The sequence below is a fragment of the Kitasatospora indigofera genome (assembly GCF_014655955.1).
In the GTDB taxonomy this organism is placed as follows: domain Bacteria; phylum Actinomycetota; class Actinomycetes; order Streptomycetales; family Streptomycetaceae; genus Kitasatospora; species Kitasatospora indigofera.
This window is the reverse complement of sequence record NZ_BNBO01000021.1, coordinates 22,331-36,850: the sequence shown is the minus strand read 5'-3', so window position 1 is coordinate 36,850 and position 14,520 is coordinate 22,331. Positions and strand designations below refer to the sequence as shown.

At 76.2% G+C, this 14,520-nt stretch carries 13 protein-coding genes; 5 read left to right on the top strand and 8 right to left on the bottom strand.

Features of this window, described 5'->3' with window-relative positions; genetic code table 11:
* Positions 1–8 precede the first annotated feature (8 nt).
* A complete protein-coding gene (locus IE329_RS19230) occupies positions 9–638 on the bottom strand; it encodes a TetR family transcriptional regulator (protein WP_190212162.1) in 630 nt (209 codons plus the stop codon).
* A gap of 127 nt (positions 639–765) precedes the next feature.
* On the opposite strand from IE329_RS19230, the gene IE329_RS19225 reads away from it, so the two are divergent.
* The 3 genes from IE329_RS19225 to IE329_RS19215 all read left to right on the top strand — a co-directional run bounded on the left by IE329_RS19225 (position 766) and on the right by IE329_RS19215 (position 3,345).
* Positions 766–921 carry a hypothetical protein gene (locus IE329_RS19225; protein WP_190212161.1) on the top strand — a complete coding sequence of 52 codons (156 nt, stop codon included), beginning with the start codon at positions 766–768 and terminating at the stop codon, positions 919–921.
* Between the two features lie 148 nt (positions 922–1,069).
* Positions 1,070–1,384, top strand: coding sequence for a hypothetical protein (locus IE329_RS19220; protein WP_229927583.1), 315 nt, complete (start codon positions 1,070–1,072; stop codon positions 1,382–1,384).
* Between the two features lie 197 nt (positions 1,385–1,581).
* Positions 1,582–3,345, top strand: coding sequence for a hypothetical protein (locus IE329_RS19215; RefSeq protein WP_190212160.1), 1,764 nt, complete (start codon positions 1,582–1,584; stop codon positions 3,343–3,345).
* A gap of 86 nt (positions 3,346–3,431) precedes the next feature.
* Here the strand turns inward: IE329_RS19215 and IE329_RS19210 are convergent, their stop codons facing one another.
* The 6 genes from IE329_RS19210 to IE329_RS19185 form a co-directional block, all read right to left on the bottom strand.
* The gene (locus tag IE329_RS19210; RefSeq protein WP_190212159.1) at positions 3,432–6,011 is read right to left on the bottom strand and encodes an ABC transporter permease; all 2,580 of its coding nucleotides are present in this window, start codon (positions 6,009–6,011) and stop codon (positions 3,432–3,434) included.
* On the bottom strand, positions 6,008–6,784 hold the full coding sequence (locus IE329_RS19205) for an ABC transporter ATP-binding protein (RefSeq protein ID WP_190212158.1): 777 nt from the start codon (positions 6,782–6,784) through the stop codon (positions 6,008–6,010). Before IE329_RS19205 ends, IE329_RS19210 begins: the two co-directional genes overlap by 4 nt.
* Positions 6,781–7,077: an SHOCT domain-containing protein gene (locus IE329_RS19200; RefSeq protein WP_190212157.1), complete on the bottom strand. Its 297-nt coding sequence runs from the start codon at positions 7,075–7,077 to the stop codon at positions 6,781–6,783. Before IE329_RS19200 ends, IE329_RS19205 begins: the two co-directional genes overlap by 4 nt.
* A gap of 310 nt (positions 7,078–7,387) precedes the next feature.
* Positions 7,388–8,056, bottom strand: coding sequence for a response regulator (locus IE329_RS19195; protein ID WP_190212156.1), 669 nt, complete (start codon positions 8,054–8,056; stop codon positions 7,388–7,390).
* Positions 8,053–9,258, bottom strand: coding sequence for a sensor histidine kinase (locus IE329_RS19190; RefSeq protein ID WP_190212155.1), 1,206 nt, complete (start codon positions 9,256–9,258; stop codon positions 8,053–8,055). Before IE329_RS19190 ends, IE329_RS19195 begins: the two co-directional genes overlap by 4 nt.
* A 179-nt stretch (positions 9,259–9,437) precedes the next feature.
* Positions 9,438–10,193 carry a ScbR family autoregulator-binding transcription factor gene (locus tag IE329_RS19185; RefSeq protein WP_190212154.1) on the bottom strand — a complete coding sequence of 252 codons (756 nt, stop codon included), beginning with the start codon at positions 10,191–10,193 and terminating at the stop codon, positions 9,438–9,440.
* Between the two features lie 361 nt (positions 10,194–10,554).
* Between IE329_RS19185 and IE329_RS19180 the strand changes: the two genes are divergently transcribed.
* Entirely contained in the window at positions 10,555–11,646 is a 1,092-nt protein-coding gene (locus IE329_RS19180; RefSeq protein ID WP_190212153.1) for a sugar ABC transporter substrate-binding protein, read from the top strand.
* A 141-nt stretch (positions 11,647–11,787) separates the two neighbouring features.
* Here the strand turns inward: IE329_RS19180 and IE329_RS19175 are convergent, their stop codons facing one another.
* Complete coding sequence (locus tag IE329_RS19175) at positions 11,788–13,290, bottom strand: ROK family transcriptional regulator (RefSeq protein WP_190212152.1); 1,503 nt, start codon at positions 13,288–13,290, stop codon at positions 11,788–11,790.
* 415 nt (positions 13,291–13,705) lie between these two features.
* On the opposite strand from IE329_RS19175, the gene IE329_RS19170 reads away from it, so the two are divergent.
* Positions 13,706–14,491, top strand: coding sequence for a DUF2470 domain-containing protein (locus IE329_RS19170; protein WP_190212151.1), 786 nt, complete (start codon positions 13,706–13,708; stop codon positions 14,489–14,491).
* Positions 14,492–14,520 lie beyond the last annotated feature (29 nt).

Here is a 14,520-nt window from a genome sequence, read left to right as displayed (position 1 = left end):
ACGGACCGTCAGGCGTCCTTCCAGTGCCGGCGCCCCAGGCTGACCAGGCGCAACTGCATCCGGGCGGTGGCGGCGACCCGCCGGGCCGCCTCGGGATCGCCGGCCGGCGCCTCCAGGAAGGCCGCCGCGGTCGACACCACATGGCCGACGTAGAGCTCCGCCAGCATCCGCAGCTCCCCCTCGCCCCAGCCCGCGGAGACCGACTGCAGCGCGAGCGCGGCGCCGACCTCCTCGGCGAAGCGGTCCAGCTCGGCCGCGATCGCCTCCCGCACCTGCCGCGCGCCGCCGTGCCGCTCGCGCGCCAGGAAGCGGACATGGGCGGGGTGCTCCCGGACGTGCAGCTCGATGATCTCGACCGTACGGTCGATCAGCTCCTCGGCGCCGCCGCGCCCCTCCAGCACCGAGCGGACCAGCAGGTGCAGGCTGGCGAGCGACTCCTCCACCAGGGCCACGCCGAGGTCGGCCATGTCCCGGAAGTGCCGATAGAAGCCGGCCGGTGACATGCCGGCGGCCCGGGTGACCTCGCGGACGCCGAGGCTGGTGAGGTTCTGGTCCTCCAGCAGGCGCAGGCCCGCGTCCATCAGCGCGCGGCGGCTCTGCTGCTTCTGGGCCTGTCTGACCCCCACGGTGTGACTCACATCATTCAGTAAACAACTGTTTGCCGAGATTCGCCAGCGTAGAGTGATGATGTCAGCGAACAGTTGTCATCCCAAGTGTTCGCCGACCTTCTCCCGCCCGCCGACCGACCCGAGAAAGGCCCACCCCATGTTCCTGCTCGCCCTCCTGGTCGCCATGGGACTCCTCGCCGGCGCCGCCGTGCACACCTCGATGCCCGTCTTCCTCACCGCGTCGGCCGTCATCGCCCTGTGGCTGCTGGCCTTCGGCGCCCGCGAGGGCCTCGCCCGGCGCCGGGCCCGCTGACCTGCCCGCCCCGCGCATCCGGCCCCACCGGCCACCCAGCACCGGCCCACCAGCACCGGCCCACCAGCCATACGGCCCGCCGACCGCCTGGCCCACCACCGGACCCCGGCCACGGCGACCCCGCCGGAACGCCCATCGGAGGAACCCCGTGAACAGCACCCTGACCGCCCGTCACAGCACCGCCGACCGTCGGACCACGACCACGGACCGGGCCGGCACCGACCGGGGGGCCGCCGACGCCGACAACCTCGCCGTCGCCTCCTTCCTGCTCGGCCTGCCGGGCCTGCTGCTCTTCAACATCGCGCTCGGCCCGCTCGCGATCGTGCTGGCCGTCCTCGCCCTGGTCCGCGGCACCACCCGGCGCGGCCGCGCCCTGCTCGGCCTCACCCTCGGTGTCGCCGACCTCGCGGTGCTGGCCGCCACCACGCTGGCCGGCCACGGCCAGCTCTGGCACCTCGGCTGACCGGCGCCCAGGAAGACCGGGGGCACGGACGACCGGGGCACGGACCGACGGACGGCGATCGACCCGGCCCCGCCCGCTCCAGCGGCCCCCGCGACAGCCCTGCGACGGCTGCTCCGACGGCCACCGGACAGCCGTCCGGACCGGGGCCGGCCCCAGGCCCCTGCCCACCCGGTACCGGTGGCGACTACGCTCCCCGCATGGAGCCAACCTTCGCCGACTTTGCTTCAACTCCCTTCATTTCCAACAACATCGGCATCCGATCCGGGCCCGGCCCGGCATCGGCCGAGGGCTACCACGCGATCCCGCCCGGCAGCACGCTGGAGCTCGGCTTCGGACTCCCCGGGCGGCCTGCCGAGCTGACCGTCACCCTGGCCGCCGACGGCGCCCCCGTACTCTCCGTCAACGGCGAGCCGGTGGAGACCCGGCCCGGCCGCACGGACCCGACCGGCCCGGCCCCCTCGGGCGACTCCCCCGCGGGCCGACGACACCTCGGACCGCCGCCCTTCGGCGGGCGGACCATCACCGCCACGATTCCCGCCGGCCTGCTCCGGCCGGGCCACAACCTGCTCACGGTCGGCCCCGGCCCGGCCGCCGCCCGGGCCCTGCGGATCAGCCGGATCCTGATCGACCCCGCCGCCCACCCCGGCCGCGCCGAACGGGCCCGGCTCGCCGACCCGGACCGGGACAGGTTCGTCCCGGTCGGGACCCGGCTGCGGGTCTTCAGCACCCTGCGCACCCCGCTGGACGACGCCGGCGAACCGCGCCCCGGCGCCCTGTGGCTCGCCCTGGACGACGGCACCGCTCCGCAGTTGCGCACCCTGTCCTGGCTGGACGCCGAGGGCGGCCGCGCGGCGATCGGCTTCGGCGCCCGGATGCACCGCTTCCAGGGCCACTGGGTGGCGGCCGACGGCCGGCGGTTCAGCTACGAGGGCGACGCCGCCTCCCCCACCGGCCTGCCCACCGGACCGACCCCCGGCTGCCACGCCGTCTTCCACCGCCTGGCGGACGGCCGGCCGGGCCTCGACCTCCGGCTGGACGCGGGCGTCGCGCCGCTGCCGGTCGAGCTGGCCTGGACCGACACCGAGGGCCGCGCGACCTCCGTCCTGTTCGACGCCGGATGGGACACCTTCGTCGGCCACACCCACCGCGACGGGGCGCCGCTCGGCGCCTACCGGGGGCGCCGGGCGCCCGTCCTGCCCGGCGCGGGCGGCCCCGGCAACGGCCGGCCACCCGGCCATCAGCCGCAACTGCCGGGCGTGGGAGCCTCCTTCGCCCGGGTGCGGGCCGAACAGGTGGACTTCCCCGCGCTGTTCGCCTCCTACGCGCCGAACCTCGGCCCGCGCCCCGGCACCCCCCAGCAGATCCAGGAGGTCGGCGACCTCGTGCTGCCCACCGGCGTCCTGGCCGTCACCGACCCGGGGCCGGACGGGTGGACGGCGGACACCACCCTGCCGCCGGGCCGCTACCCCGTCGCCGTCGCCGTCGAACCGCTGGCCGACGCCCCGCAGGCCGGGCAGCACGCGCGGGTCCGGATGCTGGCGGTGGCCCTGTCGACCGACCCGCCGGTCAGCTGGGACAAGGAGACCTGGAGCGGCCCGAACGACAGCGGGCTGCTCTGCTTCGGCGGCCGCCCCGGCACCCCGTCGGCGGGGACGGCGCAGGCGGTCGGGCGGCTGGTGGAGCACGCCCGGCCGGTGCTCGCGGCCCGCCGGACGGCACGGGAGGGCGCCGGCCCGGACGGGACGACGGGCTCCGCCCGGCCGGCGGAGAACCCCTCCGGGCGCGACCCCGGCGCCTTCGCCCACGGCTGGCACGCGGCGCCGCACCCGGACGCCGGCGGCGTGGCCGTCGGCGTCCTGCTGGAGCGGACCGGCACCTCGGCCGACCCCGGGACGGGACGGGTCGGCCGGGACGCCGGGGGCCGCCCGGTGGCGTACGTGCACCACTTCCCGCAGGGCTGACCGCGTCGGGGGCCGTCAGGTCCGCGGACCTGACGGCCCCCGACGGGGACGGTGTGGACGGTGCCGGGCGGGGCGGCCCCGCGCGGTCAGTCCGAGGCGACGGCCCGCAGCACGTCGAGCCTGGCCGCCCGCCCGGCCGGGCGCAGGCCGGCCACCGCGCCCGCCAGCAGCCCGGCGACCAGCACCACGGCCAGCTGGAGCGGCGGGATCGCGAAGGAGCCCGTCCCGGCAGCGTCCGAGGCCTTCACCAGCGCCCAGCCCAGGAAGGCGCCGAGCCCGAGCCCGCCGACCGTGCCGAAGGCGGCGACCAGCACCGACTCCCAGCGGACCATGCCGCGCAGCTGGCCACGGGTCTGGCCGACCGCGCGCAGCAGGCCCAGCTCCCTGGTCCGCTCGTGGATCGCCAGGGTCAGCGTGTTGGCGATGCCCAGCAGCGCGATCAGCACCGCCAGCGCGAGCAGGGCGTAGACGACAGAGAGCATCATGTCGACGCCGGACGCGGCGCTCGCCGCGTACTGGTCGCGGTCCTGCACCTGCGGGTTGCCGAACGGCGCGGCGGCCCGTTCCACGGCGGCCCGGCCCTGCGCGAGCGGGACGCCCGGGCGCAGCGCGACGGCGACCATGGTGTCGCTGTCCTGGCCCCGGTGCGGCGCCCACGCCTCGCGGGTGACCAGGTAGTCGCCGGCGAGGCCGGCGGCGTCGTACACGGCCCGGACGGTGAACGGGCCGCTCGTCCCGTCGGTGAAGCCGACCGTGACGCTCCCGCCGAGCCGCCAGCCGCGCCGGTCCGCCTCGGCCCGGGAGACGGCGAGGCCGTCGGTGCCGAGCGCGCCCAGCGAGCCCTCGACCCGGCCGAGGTCGACGATGCCGGCCAGCCGCGCCGGGTCGGTGACGTCCAGCGTGCGGCCGTGGCCGTCGACCCGGGCGACGCCCCGGCCGAGGCCGACGCTCTGCCGCACCTCGGGCAGGCCGGCCAGCGCGTCCGCCAGCCGGGGGCTGAGGCCGCTGCCGCCGGCGCCGAAGGAGGGCGCGGTGACGGCGAGGTCCCCCGCGAAGGAGTCGTCGACCGTCCGGTCGAGGGTGGCCCTGATCGAGGCCCCGAAGACGGTGAAGAGGGTCACCACCGCGACGCCGATCATCAGCGCGGTCGCCGTCGCGGCGGTCCGCCGGGGGTTGCGGGCGGCGTTGCGCCTGGCCAGCGTGCCCGGGACCCCGCGCAGCCGGGTCAGCGGGGCACCCAGCGTCCGGACGGCCAAGGCGGCCGCTACCGGGCCCAGCACCACCAGCCCGGCCAGCACCGCCAGCGCCCCGGCGGTGGTCAGCACGACGGACGGGCCACCGGTGGCACCGGTCACGGCCAGCGGGACGCCGGCCGCCAGCAGCAGCCCGCCGAGCGCCGCCCTGGCCCGGCCGGCCCGGCCGTCGGCCGCCCGGTCCACCGCGGTCTCCCGCAGGGCGGCGAGCGGCGCCGTCCGCCCGGCCCGGACGGCGGGCAGCAGGGCGGAGCCGGCCGCCACCACCGTCCCCACCAGCAGCGGCAGCAGGACGGCGGCGGCGCTGATCACCGTGCCGCCGGTCGGCAGCGAGAACCCGAGGGCGGCGAACAGCGCCTTCAGGCCCGTCGCCACCCCGATGCCGCCGAGCAGGCCGGCCAGCGAGGCCAGCAGGCCCACCGCGAGCGCCTCCGCGAGGGTCGCGCCCAGCACCTGCCCGCGGGCCGCGCCGAGCGCCCTGAGCAGGGCGTTCTCCCTGGTCCGCTGGGCGACCACGATGGCGAAGGTGTTGTGGATGGTGAAGGTGGCGACCAGCAGGGCGATCCCGGCGAAGACCAGCAGCAGGGTGGTGAACATGGTCAAGAACCGGCCGGAGACCTGCGCGGTGCTCTCCGCGGTGGCGGCCGCGCCGGTCACCGCCTGCACGCCCGCGGGCAGGTACGGGGTGATCGCCCGGACCAGCTCGGCCTGCGAGGTGCCCGGCGTGGCGCGGACCTGCACGGCCGAGGCCTGCCCGGCGCCCTTCGGGGTGAGCCGGGCCGCGGCCTCCTCCGTGGTCAGCGCGGTGAAGGTGCTGGGGCCCATCCCGTCGGCGCTGTCGCCGAAGGTGGCGATGCCGACGATGGTGATCCGCAGCGGGTCGGGGGTGCGCAGCACCGTGGTGTCACCGAGGTGCAGGCCGCCGCTCCGCGCGGCCCCCCGGTTGACCACCGCCTCGCCGGGCGCGGCCGGTGCCCGGCCCTCGGCCAGCCGGTACGGGTTGAGCTCCGGGTCGGCCAGCCAGTTGCCGGCCAGCGTGGGCGGTCCCTGGCCGCCGACCGGCTTGCCGTCGCTGCCGACCAGCTGCCCCGCGCCCTGGACGGACGCCTCGGCGGCGGCCACCCCCGGGACGGTGCGCAGCCGGGCCGCGAGGGCGGCCTCGACCGGGGCCCGGACCCCGCCGGGGGTGCCCGGGGAGTCCAGCACGTCGGCGCTGCGCACCACGGCGTCGGTGCCGGCGTTGGCGTCGGCGAACAGGGTGTCGAAGTTGGCCCGCAGGGTGTCGCCGAGCACCATCGTCCCGGCCAGGAAGCTGACGCCGAGCAGGATCGACAGGAAGGTCCCGGCGAGGCGCCGGCGGTGGGCGCGCAGCGAGCGCAGGCTGATCCGCAGGGTGGTGCCGGCCGGGCTCATGACTGCCGCCTCTCGAAGGCCTTCATCCGGTCGAGCACCCGGTCGGCGGTGGGCGCGTCCATCCGGTCGACCAGGCGGCCGTCGGCCAGGAACAGGGCCTGGTCGGCGTAGCCGGCGGCGGTCGGGTCGTGGGTGACCATGACGACGCACCGGCCCATCTCGTCGACGGCCCGGCGGAGCAGCCCGAGGACCTCGCCGCCGGTGCGGGAGTCGAGGTTGCCGGTGGGCTCGTCCGCGAACACCACCTGGGGCCGCCCGGCCAGTGCCCGGGCGACCGCGACCCGCTGCTGCTGGCCGCCGGAGAGCTCGCCCGGGCGGTGGTGCAGCCGGTCGCCGAGCCCGATCACGTCGATCAGGGAGTCCAGCCAGGCCTGGTCGGGGGCGGCGCCGGCCAGGTCCAGCGGGAGGGTGATGTTCTCCCGGACGGTCAGCGTCGGGACGAGGTTGAACGCCTGGAAGACGAAGCCGATCCGCTCGCGGCGCAGCAGGGTCAGCCGGCGGTCGTTCAGGGTGCCGAGTTCGGTGCCGCCGATCCAGGCGCTGCCGGCGCTGAGGGTGTCCAGGCCGGCGGCGCAGTGCATCAGGGTGGACTTGCCGGAGCCGGAGGGGCCCATCACGGCGGTGAAGCGGGCGGCGGGGAAGTCGACGGTGACGTGGTCCAGGGCGCGGACCTCGGTGGCGCCGACGCCGTAGACCTTCACGGCGTCGGCGACCCGGGCCGCGACGTCCGGGACGAGGTCGAGGGTGGTGGCCCGGGGCTCGGTGGCACTCATTCGGCACCGCCCCGGCGCTCGCGCGGGTCCTCGGTGAGGACGGCGCGGCGGGCCCGGTACTCCTCGGCGTCGATGGCGCCCTCGGCGTAGCGGCGGCCCAGCACGGCCAGCGGGCTGTCCGGCCGTCCGGCCCAGCCCCGGCCCCGGAAGGCGCGCCGCAGGACGAGGACGACGAGGAGCACCACGACGATCCAGAACAGCGGGAACAGCAGGATCCAGGGGCCCGGCCCGTCCCACCCGTGGTCGGCGAGTGCGGTGGCGGCCGGCGTGACGCCGGCCAGCAGGGTGTCCATGACGGTTCATCTCCTCGGGCGGTGGCTCGTCCCGGGAGTGCTTCCCGGGGCATTTCGAGCATTCCGCCGAGGGGGGTCGCGGCGCGTCGTACGGGCAGCGGCTTCACGGCTACTGCGTGCGGAGTACCCGGCGGGCGGGCGGGTACCCCGCGGGCCGCCGCGCCGGTCGGCTCGGCCGGCGGCCCCGGAGCCGTCCTGGTCGGCCCAGCCGTCCCGGTCGGCCCGGTCGGTCCTGCCAGCCCTGCCAGCCCTGCCAGCCCGGGTCGGCCCTGCCAGTCCTGGTCAGCCCAGCCAGCCCTGCCAGCCCGGGTCAGCCCAGCCAGCCGGGCCGGACCAGCCCGGACTCGTAGGCCAGGACGACGAGTTGGGCCCGGTCCCGGGCGGCCAGCTTCACCATCGCCCGGCTGACGTGGGTCTTGGCGGTGAGCGGGCTGACCACCAGGCGCCGCGCGATGTCCTCGTTGGACAGGCCGAGCCCGACCAGGGCCAGCACCTCGCGCTCCCGGTCGGTGAGCACCGAGAGGTCCGGCCCCGAGCCGTCGGGCGCCTTGGAGCGGGCGGCGAACTCGCCGATCAGGCGGCGGGTCACGCCGGGCGAGAGCAGCGCGTCGCCCGCGGCCGCGACCCGGACGGCGCGCAGCAGGTCGGCCGGCTCGGTGTCCTTGACCAGGAACCCGGCGGCGCCGGAGCGCAGCGCCTCGAAGACGTACTCGTCCAGCTCGAAGGTGGTCAGGACGACCACCCGGACGGCGGCCAGGGCCGGCTCCCCGGCGATCCGGCGGGTCGCCTGCAGGCCGTCCAGCCGGGGCATCCGGACGTCCATCAGGACGACGTCGGGGGTCAGTTCGCGGGCGAGCCGGACGGCCTCCTCGCCGTCGCCGGCCTCCCCCACCACCTCCAGGTCCGGCTGGGCCTCCAGCAGGGCGCGGAAACCCGCCCTGACCAGCACCTGGTCGTCGGCCAGCAGGACCCGGATCACGTCGTCCCCTTCGTCGTCGTCCCCAGCGTGGCCCGGACCCGGAAGCCGCCGTCCGGCCGCGGGCCCGCCTCCAGCGTGCCGCCGAACGCGGCCACCCGCTCGCGCATGCCGACCAGGCCGCTGCCGGAGCCGCCCGCGTGGGCGTGCCCGGCCGGGCCCGGGTCCTCCACCTGGACGGTGAGGGCGTCGGCGTCCTCCCAGTCCAGCAGGACGTCGGCGGACCGCGCGGCCGAATGCCGGATCACGTTGGTCAGCGCCTCCTGGACGATCCGGAAGGCCGTCAGGTCGGCCCCGGCGGCCGGCGGCCGGGGCCGGCCGGCGACCCGCAGGGTCACCTTCAGCCCGGCCCGGCCCGCCTGTTCGACCAGCTCGTCCAGCCTGGCCAGGCCGGGGGCCGGGCCGCGCGGGGCGGCGGCGTCCGGCGAGCGGAGCGTGCCGAGCACCTGGCGCACCTCGCCGAGCGCCTCCTTGCTGGCGCTCTTGATCGTGGTCAGCGCCGTCCGGGCCTGCTCGGGCCGGGTGTCCAGCAGCTCCAGGGCCACCCCGGCCTGCAGGTGGATCAGCGAGATGCTGTGCGCCAGGATGTCGTGCAGCTCGCGGGCCATCCGCAGCCGCTCCTCGTCCGCCCGGCGGCGCTCGGCCTGTGCCTCGAAGGCCCGCCGGGCGTCCATCCGCTCCCGCCGGAAGCGCAGGATCTCGGCGACCGCGACCACCAGCAGCACCCAGGCCAGCGCCCCGGCCTCCTGCCACCAGAGGATCCGCGGCGCGGGCGCGCGCGACCAGTCGGCCGGCAGCACGAAGGTGACCAGGGCGTGTGCCAGGTAGCAGACGCCCAGGCCGGTCCAGGCCGCCCGGCGGTGACCGGTCTGCACGGCCGCGCAGACGGCCACCACCAGGCTGATGAACACCGGCCCGTACGGGTACCCGGCGGCCAGGTACGCGACGGTCACCGCCGAGACGCCGGCCACCACGGCGACCGGCCGGCGGCGGCGCAGCACCAGCAGCGCCGGGCCGAGCAGGAGCAGCAGGTAGCCGAAGGCGTCCAGGGCGGCCCGGCTGCCGGCCTGGTGACGGGCGGCCGCGGCGGTGCCGGCCACCTGGACCACCGCGATCACCAGCGCCGAGGCCACCGGCCAGCCGGCCTTGGCCGCGCGCACCCACGGAGGGCGCCAAGGACCGCCGTCCTGAGGATCTGATGCCATGCCGGAAGGCTAGACCGGCCGGTCCGCGCCGCGCGTCACCCCGCCGGGGCGGTCCGGCGTACTCCCTGCGTAGTACGGCGTAGTACGCGTAGTACGGCTCCGGCGGGCCGGCCGCGGTGGGAGCGGGGCACGGCGGAGCGGCGTACCGCGCGGGGAGGTCACGCCGGGGCGGCCCGTGCTCAGGCCGGGCCGCTCCCGGCGGCGGCCCCCGCCGTGGCGGGCGAGGGGAGCGGCGACGGGCCGGGCGGCGGGACGGCCGGCGGGACGGCCGGCACCCCCGCCACCGCGGCGCTCCGCGCCAGCCGGTCGGTGAGCCGGGCGGCCAGGTCCCGGTGATGGGCGCAGCGGCGGGGCTGGGCCAGTCCGGGGATGAGGACCTCCCACATCTCCAGCAGCCGTGCGGGGAGGTGCCCGGGCGACTCCAGCGCCCGGGCCACCAGGTGCACGCCGGTGAAGGAGCTGAGCACGAAACGCGCGCAGGCGTCCGGGTCGACGGCCGGGCGCACGTCCAGCTCCCGCACGCCCCGCCGCAGCTGCTCGGCGAGGACGCCGGTCCATTCCTCGAACGGACCGGCGACGGGATTGCGCAATGTCCCCCCCTCCAGGGTGAGCCGGACCCCGGCGCGGGCCACCGGGTCGGTGAGTACCTGCTCGGCCAGCACGAAGGGGGCCCGGAGCACCGTTTCGAGCCCGGGGAGATTGCGGGAGAGCAGCCGTTCCGCGGCGTCCGCCGACCGCTGGTGCTGGCGGGCGATCACGGCGCGGGCCAGTTCGTCCTTGGAGACGAAGTGGAAGTAGAGGGCACCCTTGGTGATGCCGCCCCGGGTGACGATGTCGCTGAGACTGGTGGAGCCGAACCCCTGGCGGTCGAACATCTGCGCCGCGGCCTCGATGATCGTTGTGCGGGTCTGCTCAGCACGCGGCTGCTTCGCCATGGCTGGTTCCTCCGGGGGTTCAACAGGGCCTGAACGTCGGGCGCACCCAGAAAACGGGTCGACCGGTATGGTCTGCAGGCCGAGACAAAATGTTAACGCATCATCCCTATCCCTGTTCCCGGCACCCCTGGACATTCCAGAACTGGGCAGTCGTGTCATGTGCCCTACAGATTCCGCCCACTGAGCCGCTGTCAGCACGACCGGCCCGGTGATTGACCGAGTGGTCTCGACCTTTTAAGAAGATAACGAATTAGGCACTTGTCCAGCGTCGACGGTTTAGTTATTGACGACAAGCACCGGGGGGCGTTTGACTCCGTGCTCGGCCGCAACGATGCGGCGCAGTCAGGAGGCACCACCCAGCATGAATGTTGTGACGCGACGCACCATCAGTGGCACAGCCGCGCTCTCACTCGCGCTCCTGGGCCTGACCGCCTGCGGTCAGGACGACGCGGGCAAGAGTTCGGGCGGCGTCGGCGCCACCACCGTCGGCCTGCTGCTGCCCGAGAAGACCTCCTCCACCCGGTACGAGGCCTTCGACAAGCCGCTGATCGAGGCCTCCGTCGCGTCCCTCTGCACCAAGTGCACCATCGACTACGCCAACGCGGACGGCAACGAGGAGACCCAGAAGCAGCAGTTCGACGCACTGCTGGCCAAGGGCATCAAGGTCATCCTGCTCGACCCGGTGAACGCCAAGAACACCGCGCCCTGGGTCCAGGCGGCCGCCGCCAAGGGCGCCAAGGTGGTCGCGTACGACCGCCTGGCCGCCGGCAACGTCGCCGCGTACGTCTCCTTCGACAACGCCCGCACCGGCGAGCTCCAGGGCAACGCCCTGCTGGACGCGCTCGGCCCGAAGGCCGCCGAGGCCGAGGTCGTCATGATCAACGGCGCCGAGTCCGACCCCAACGCCGCCAGCTTCAAGGCCGGCGCGCACAAGTCGCTGGACGGCAAGGTCAAGCGGATCTCCTACGAGCAGTCCGGCGAGTGGAAGCCGGAGGTGGCCGCCCAGAAGATGACCGAGGCGATCCGCCAGGTCGGCAAGGACAACGTCGACGCCGTCTACGTCGCCAACGACGGCATGGCCGCCGCCGTCATCGAGACCCTCAAGGGCGCCGGCCTCAAGAACGTCCCGGTCGGCGGCCAGGACGCCTCGCTCGACGCCGTCCGCCGGGTGCTCTCGGGCGAGCAGTCCTACACGATCTACAAGCCGTACAAGCCCGAGACGGACGCGGCCGCGACCATCGCCGTCCACCTCCTGAAGGGTCTGGACGTCACCTCGATCGCCAGCGCGATCACCGAGAGCGGCGGCTCCCACGTGCCGTCGATGCTCCTCACCCCGATCGTGGTGACCAAGCCGAAGGTCGCCGTCACGGTGATCGCCGGCGGGCTCTACACCGCGGCCGAGGTCTGCGCGGCACCGTACGCGGACGCCTGCGCGGCCGCCGGCATCAAGTAGCCCCCGTCACGGGCGGCCCGTTGACGGCGACCGGAGACGGTCCCGGTCGCCGTCAACGGGCCGCCCGGGTGGCCCGCCCGCCGTCGCGGCCGGTGCCGGGACGCACCGGCGGCGGCCGGCGGCGGGCCACCCGGCGGGCGGTCAGGCCCGGTCCACCGCCGCCGAACGGCGGTCGAACACCTCCGGCCGGGCGGTGCGCAGGGCCGTGGACAGCGCGCCGATCAGCACCGCCTCGTCCCCCAGCAGGCTCGGCGCCAGCCGCGGCCGCAACGGGGTGAGCGCGTGCAGCGCCTCCTCGACCCGGTCGAGCAGCAGGTCGGAGCTCTGGCCCATGCCCCCGCCGAGCACCACCAGGTCCGGATCGATCACCGAGGACACCACGGCCACGGCGTACGCGAGCTGCTCCGCCTGCCGCTGCACCGCGGCGAGCGCGGCCGGATCGCCGGCCCGCGCGGCGTCGAACACCTGCTTGGCGGTGGCCGCCCCGCGCACGCCCAGTTCCCTGGCGCTCCGGACCACGGACTCCGCCGACGCCGCCGACTCCAGCATCCCGGGCCGCTGGTCGTGGTCCCTACCCTCGTCCCCGCCCTGGTCGGGGCCCTGCTCGGGGGCCTGGTCCGCACCCTGGCCGCCGCCACGGCCCCCGCCGGCCCCGGCACCCGGGCCCCCCGGCAGCGGCAGGAAACCGATCTCGCCGGCCGCCCCGTGCGCGCCGCGCTGCAGCTTGCCGCCGGAGACCACGCCCATCCCGATGCCGGTGCCGAGCAGCAGGTAGACGAAGTGCCGGCTCCCCGCCCCCGCACCGCGCGCGTACTCCCCCAGTGCCGCCAGATTGGCGTCGTTGTGCACGCTGATGGTGGTGTCCAGGCCCGCCCTGATCCGGTCGAACAGGCCGCGGCGCCCCCAGCCGGGCAGCTGCGCCGCGTACCGGACGCGTTGCTCCGTCTCGTCCCAGACACCCGGGGTGCCGATGGCGGCGTGCACCACGGCGCCCGGTCCGATCCCGGCCTCGGCGATCGCGGCCCGGGCCTCGGCGATCACCGCGTCGGCCACCGCGCCGGCCGTACTGCCCCGGTTCGGGACGTCCCGCCGCGCGGTGATCTCCCCGGCCAGGTCGGCGACGGCGACCCGCAGCCGGCCCCGGCCGATGTCCACGCCGAGCACGTACCCAGCGGTCGGGTCCGGCTCGTACAGGACGGCGACCCGGCCCCGGCCGGGTGCCAGCAGCCCGGCCTCACGGGCCAGTCCGGCCTGCTCCAGGGTGGCCAGCGCAGCCGAGACGGTCGGCTTGGAAAGGCCGGTGTCCCGGGCCAGTTGAGCACGGGAGGCGGCGCCGGTGGTCCGCAGCCGTTCCAGCAGCAACCACTCGTTGTTGCTGCGCAGCCGCTGCCTGCTCCAGGGCTGCTCGGCGGCCGACCCGGGCGCCGGGTCGGGCCCGCCGAGATCGCGGCCGCCCTGCTCCCGGCCGCCGCCCTCCGGGCCGTCCGCCCCCCTCCGGAGGCCCTCACCGGAACCCTCGCCGAGACCCGAACCGGGGGGACGGCCTGACGTCCCGTCCGTCACGGACCGCCCGCCCGGGCCTGAGGTCCGGTCGGAACGCTGGTCGGAGCCCGGGCCGGGTCTCGCGGCCGGGTGGGAGCTCATGGGTCGCCTCCGCGCCTGAAATGGTGTCGGTGATCTTCTGACTTCCTCCGCAACTGTATGCGCCGGCACGGCTGCGCCGACCGGTGGTCAGCAAGGTCGATGTGATGCCGGGGTGCCGCCGGTGTGACGCGGGTGTGGACGCGCGAGCGGGCACGGCCGTCCGGGATCGGGTGGGCGTGCGCGTACGGGCACGAGCTGCACGCGCGTCCGGGCAGAGCGGGTGCGCGTGCGCGTGCGGGCGAAGGTCATGGGCAAAGGTGGCGGGCAGGCGCACGGCGGGAGGCGCGCGGGCGGGAGTGGGGGCACCGGAAGGGGCGCGCGGGCGGCGGCGCGCGGACCCGGTGCGGCACGGGCCTGGCCACCCGCTCCGCCAATGAGTTAAGTTAGCCTTACCTAAGTCAAGCGGAAGGCAGCCATGCGCCCCACCGACGTCAGCACCCCGGCCCCCACGGACGCCGAGCGGGTCCGCAGCGTGCTCCAGGCCGCCTGCTCCCTGACCGCCACCACCCGGGCCGGCCGCCACGACCTGCTCGGCCCGCACCTGCTCGGCTTCGGCAGCGCGAGCGGCTTCGGCCCCGCCCCCGAGCCGGACTTCGCCGCCCAGGGCGCCGGCCCCTACCTCCAGGCCCCCCGGGACTGCCGCCTCACCCGCGAGGCGGCCGAGGCCGACGAGGACGGCCTGCCCGTCCTGCTCGAATGGACCGACGTCGCACCGGTCGCCGTCCGCGACCGGGTCCGCTGCCAGGTGCGGATCGCCGGCCGGCTCGGCCGCCCCCGCGAGGCGGCGGACGGCACCGTCAGCATGCCGCTCGACCCGACCCAGGCCCTGCTCGGCACCGGCGGGACGCACACCCCCGTCGACCTGGACGCCCTCGCCCGGACCGCCCCCGACCCGCTCGCCCCCTACGAGGCGGTCCTGCTCACCCACATGACCGACGACCACCACGACCAGGTGGCCGCCCTCTCCGGCCTGGTCGACCCCCGGCTGCTGATCGGCGTCACCCGGGCCTGGCCGCTCGCCATGGACCAGTACGGCATCGTGCTCCGCCTGGAGACCCTCCGGACCCACCACGACGTCCGTCTCCCGTTCGAGCAGCCGCTGCTCGATCCCGACCAGGTCGGCCACCGCATCCACGCCCTGCTGCACTCGGCGAGCCGGGTCCGCACCCGCCGGCTCCGGCTCCACACCGAGCGCCGCTGACCCGCCCCCGCCCGGCCCCGCCCGCTCCC

Coding starts and splice junctions, on each gene's coding strand:
- IE329_RS19225 (WP_190212161.1), top strand. CDS start 766: ATGTTCCTGCTCGCCCTCCTGGTCGCCATGGGACTCCTCGCCGGCGCC.
- IE329_RS19215 (WP_190212160.1), top strand. CDS start 1,582: ATGGAGCCAACCTTCGCCGACTTTGCTTCAACTCCCTTCATTTCCAAC.
- IE329_RS19210 (WP_190212159.1), bottom strand. CDS start 6,011: ATGAGCCCGGCCGGCACCACCCTGCGGATCAGCCTGCGCTCGCTGCGC.
- IE329_RS19205 (WP_190212158.1), bottom strand. CDS start 6,784: ATGAGTGCCACCGAGCCCCGGGCCACCACCCTCGACCTCGTCCCGGAC.
- IE329_RS19200 (WP_190212157.1), bottom strand. CDS start 7,077: ATGGACACCCTGCTGGCCGGCGTCACGCCGGCCGCCACCGCACTCGCC.
- IE329_RS19190 (WP_190212155.1), bottom strand. CDS start 9,258: ATGGCATCAGATCCTCAGGACGGCGGTCCTTGGCGCCCTCCGTGGGTG.
- IE329_RS19185 (WP_190212154.1), bottom strand. CDS start 10,193: ATGGCGAAGCAGCCGCGTGCTGAGCAGACCCGCACAACGATCATCGAG.
- IE329_RS19180 (WP_190212153.1), top strand. CDS start 10,555: ATGAATGTTGTGACGCGACGCACCATCAGTGGCACAGCCGCGCTCTCA.
- IE329_RS19175 (WP_190212152.1), bottom strand. CDS start 13,290: ATGAGCTCCCACCCGGCCGCGAGACCCGGCCCGGGCTCCGACCAGCGT.
- IE329_RS19170 (WP_190212151.1), top strand. CDS start 13,706: ATGCGCCCCACCGACGTCAGCACCCCGGCCCCCACGGACGCCGAGCGG.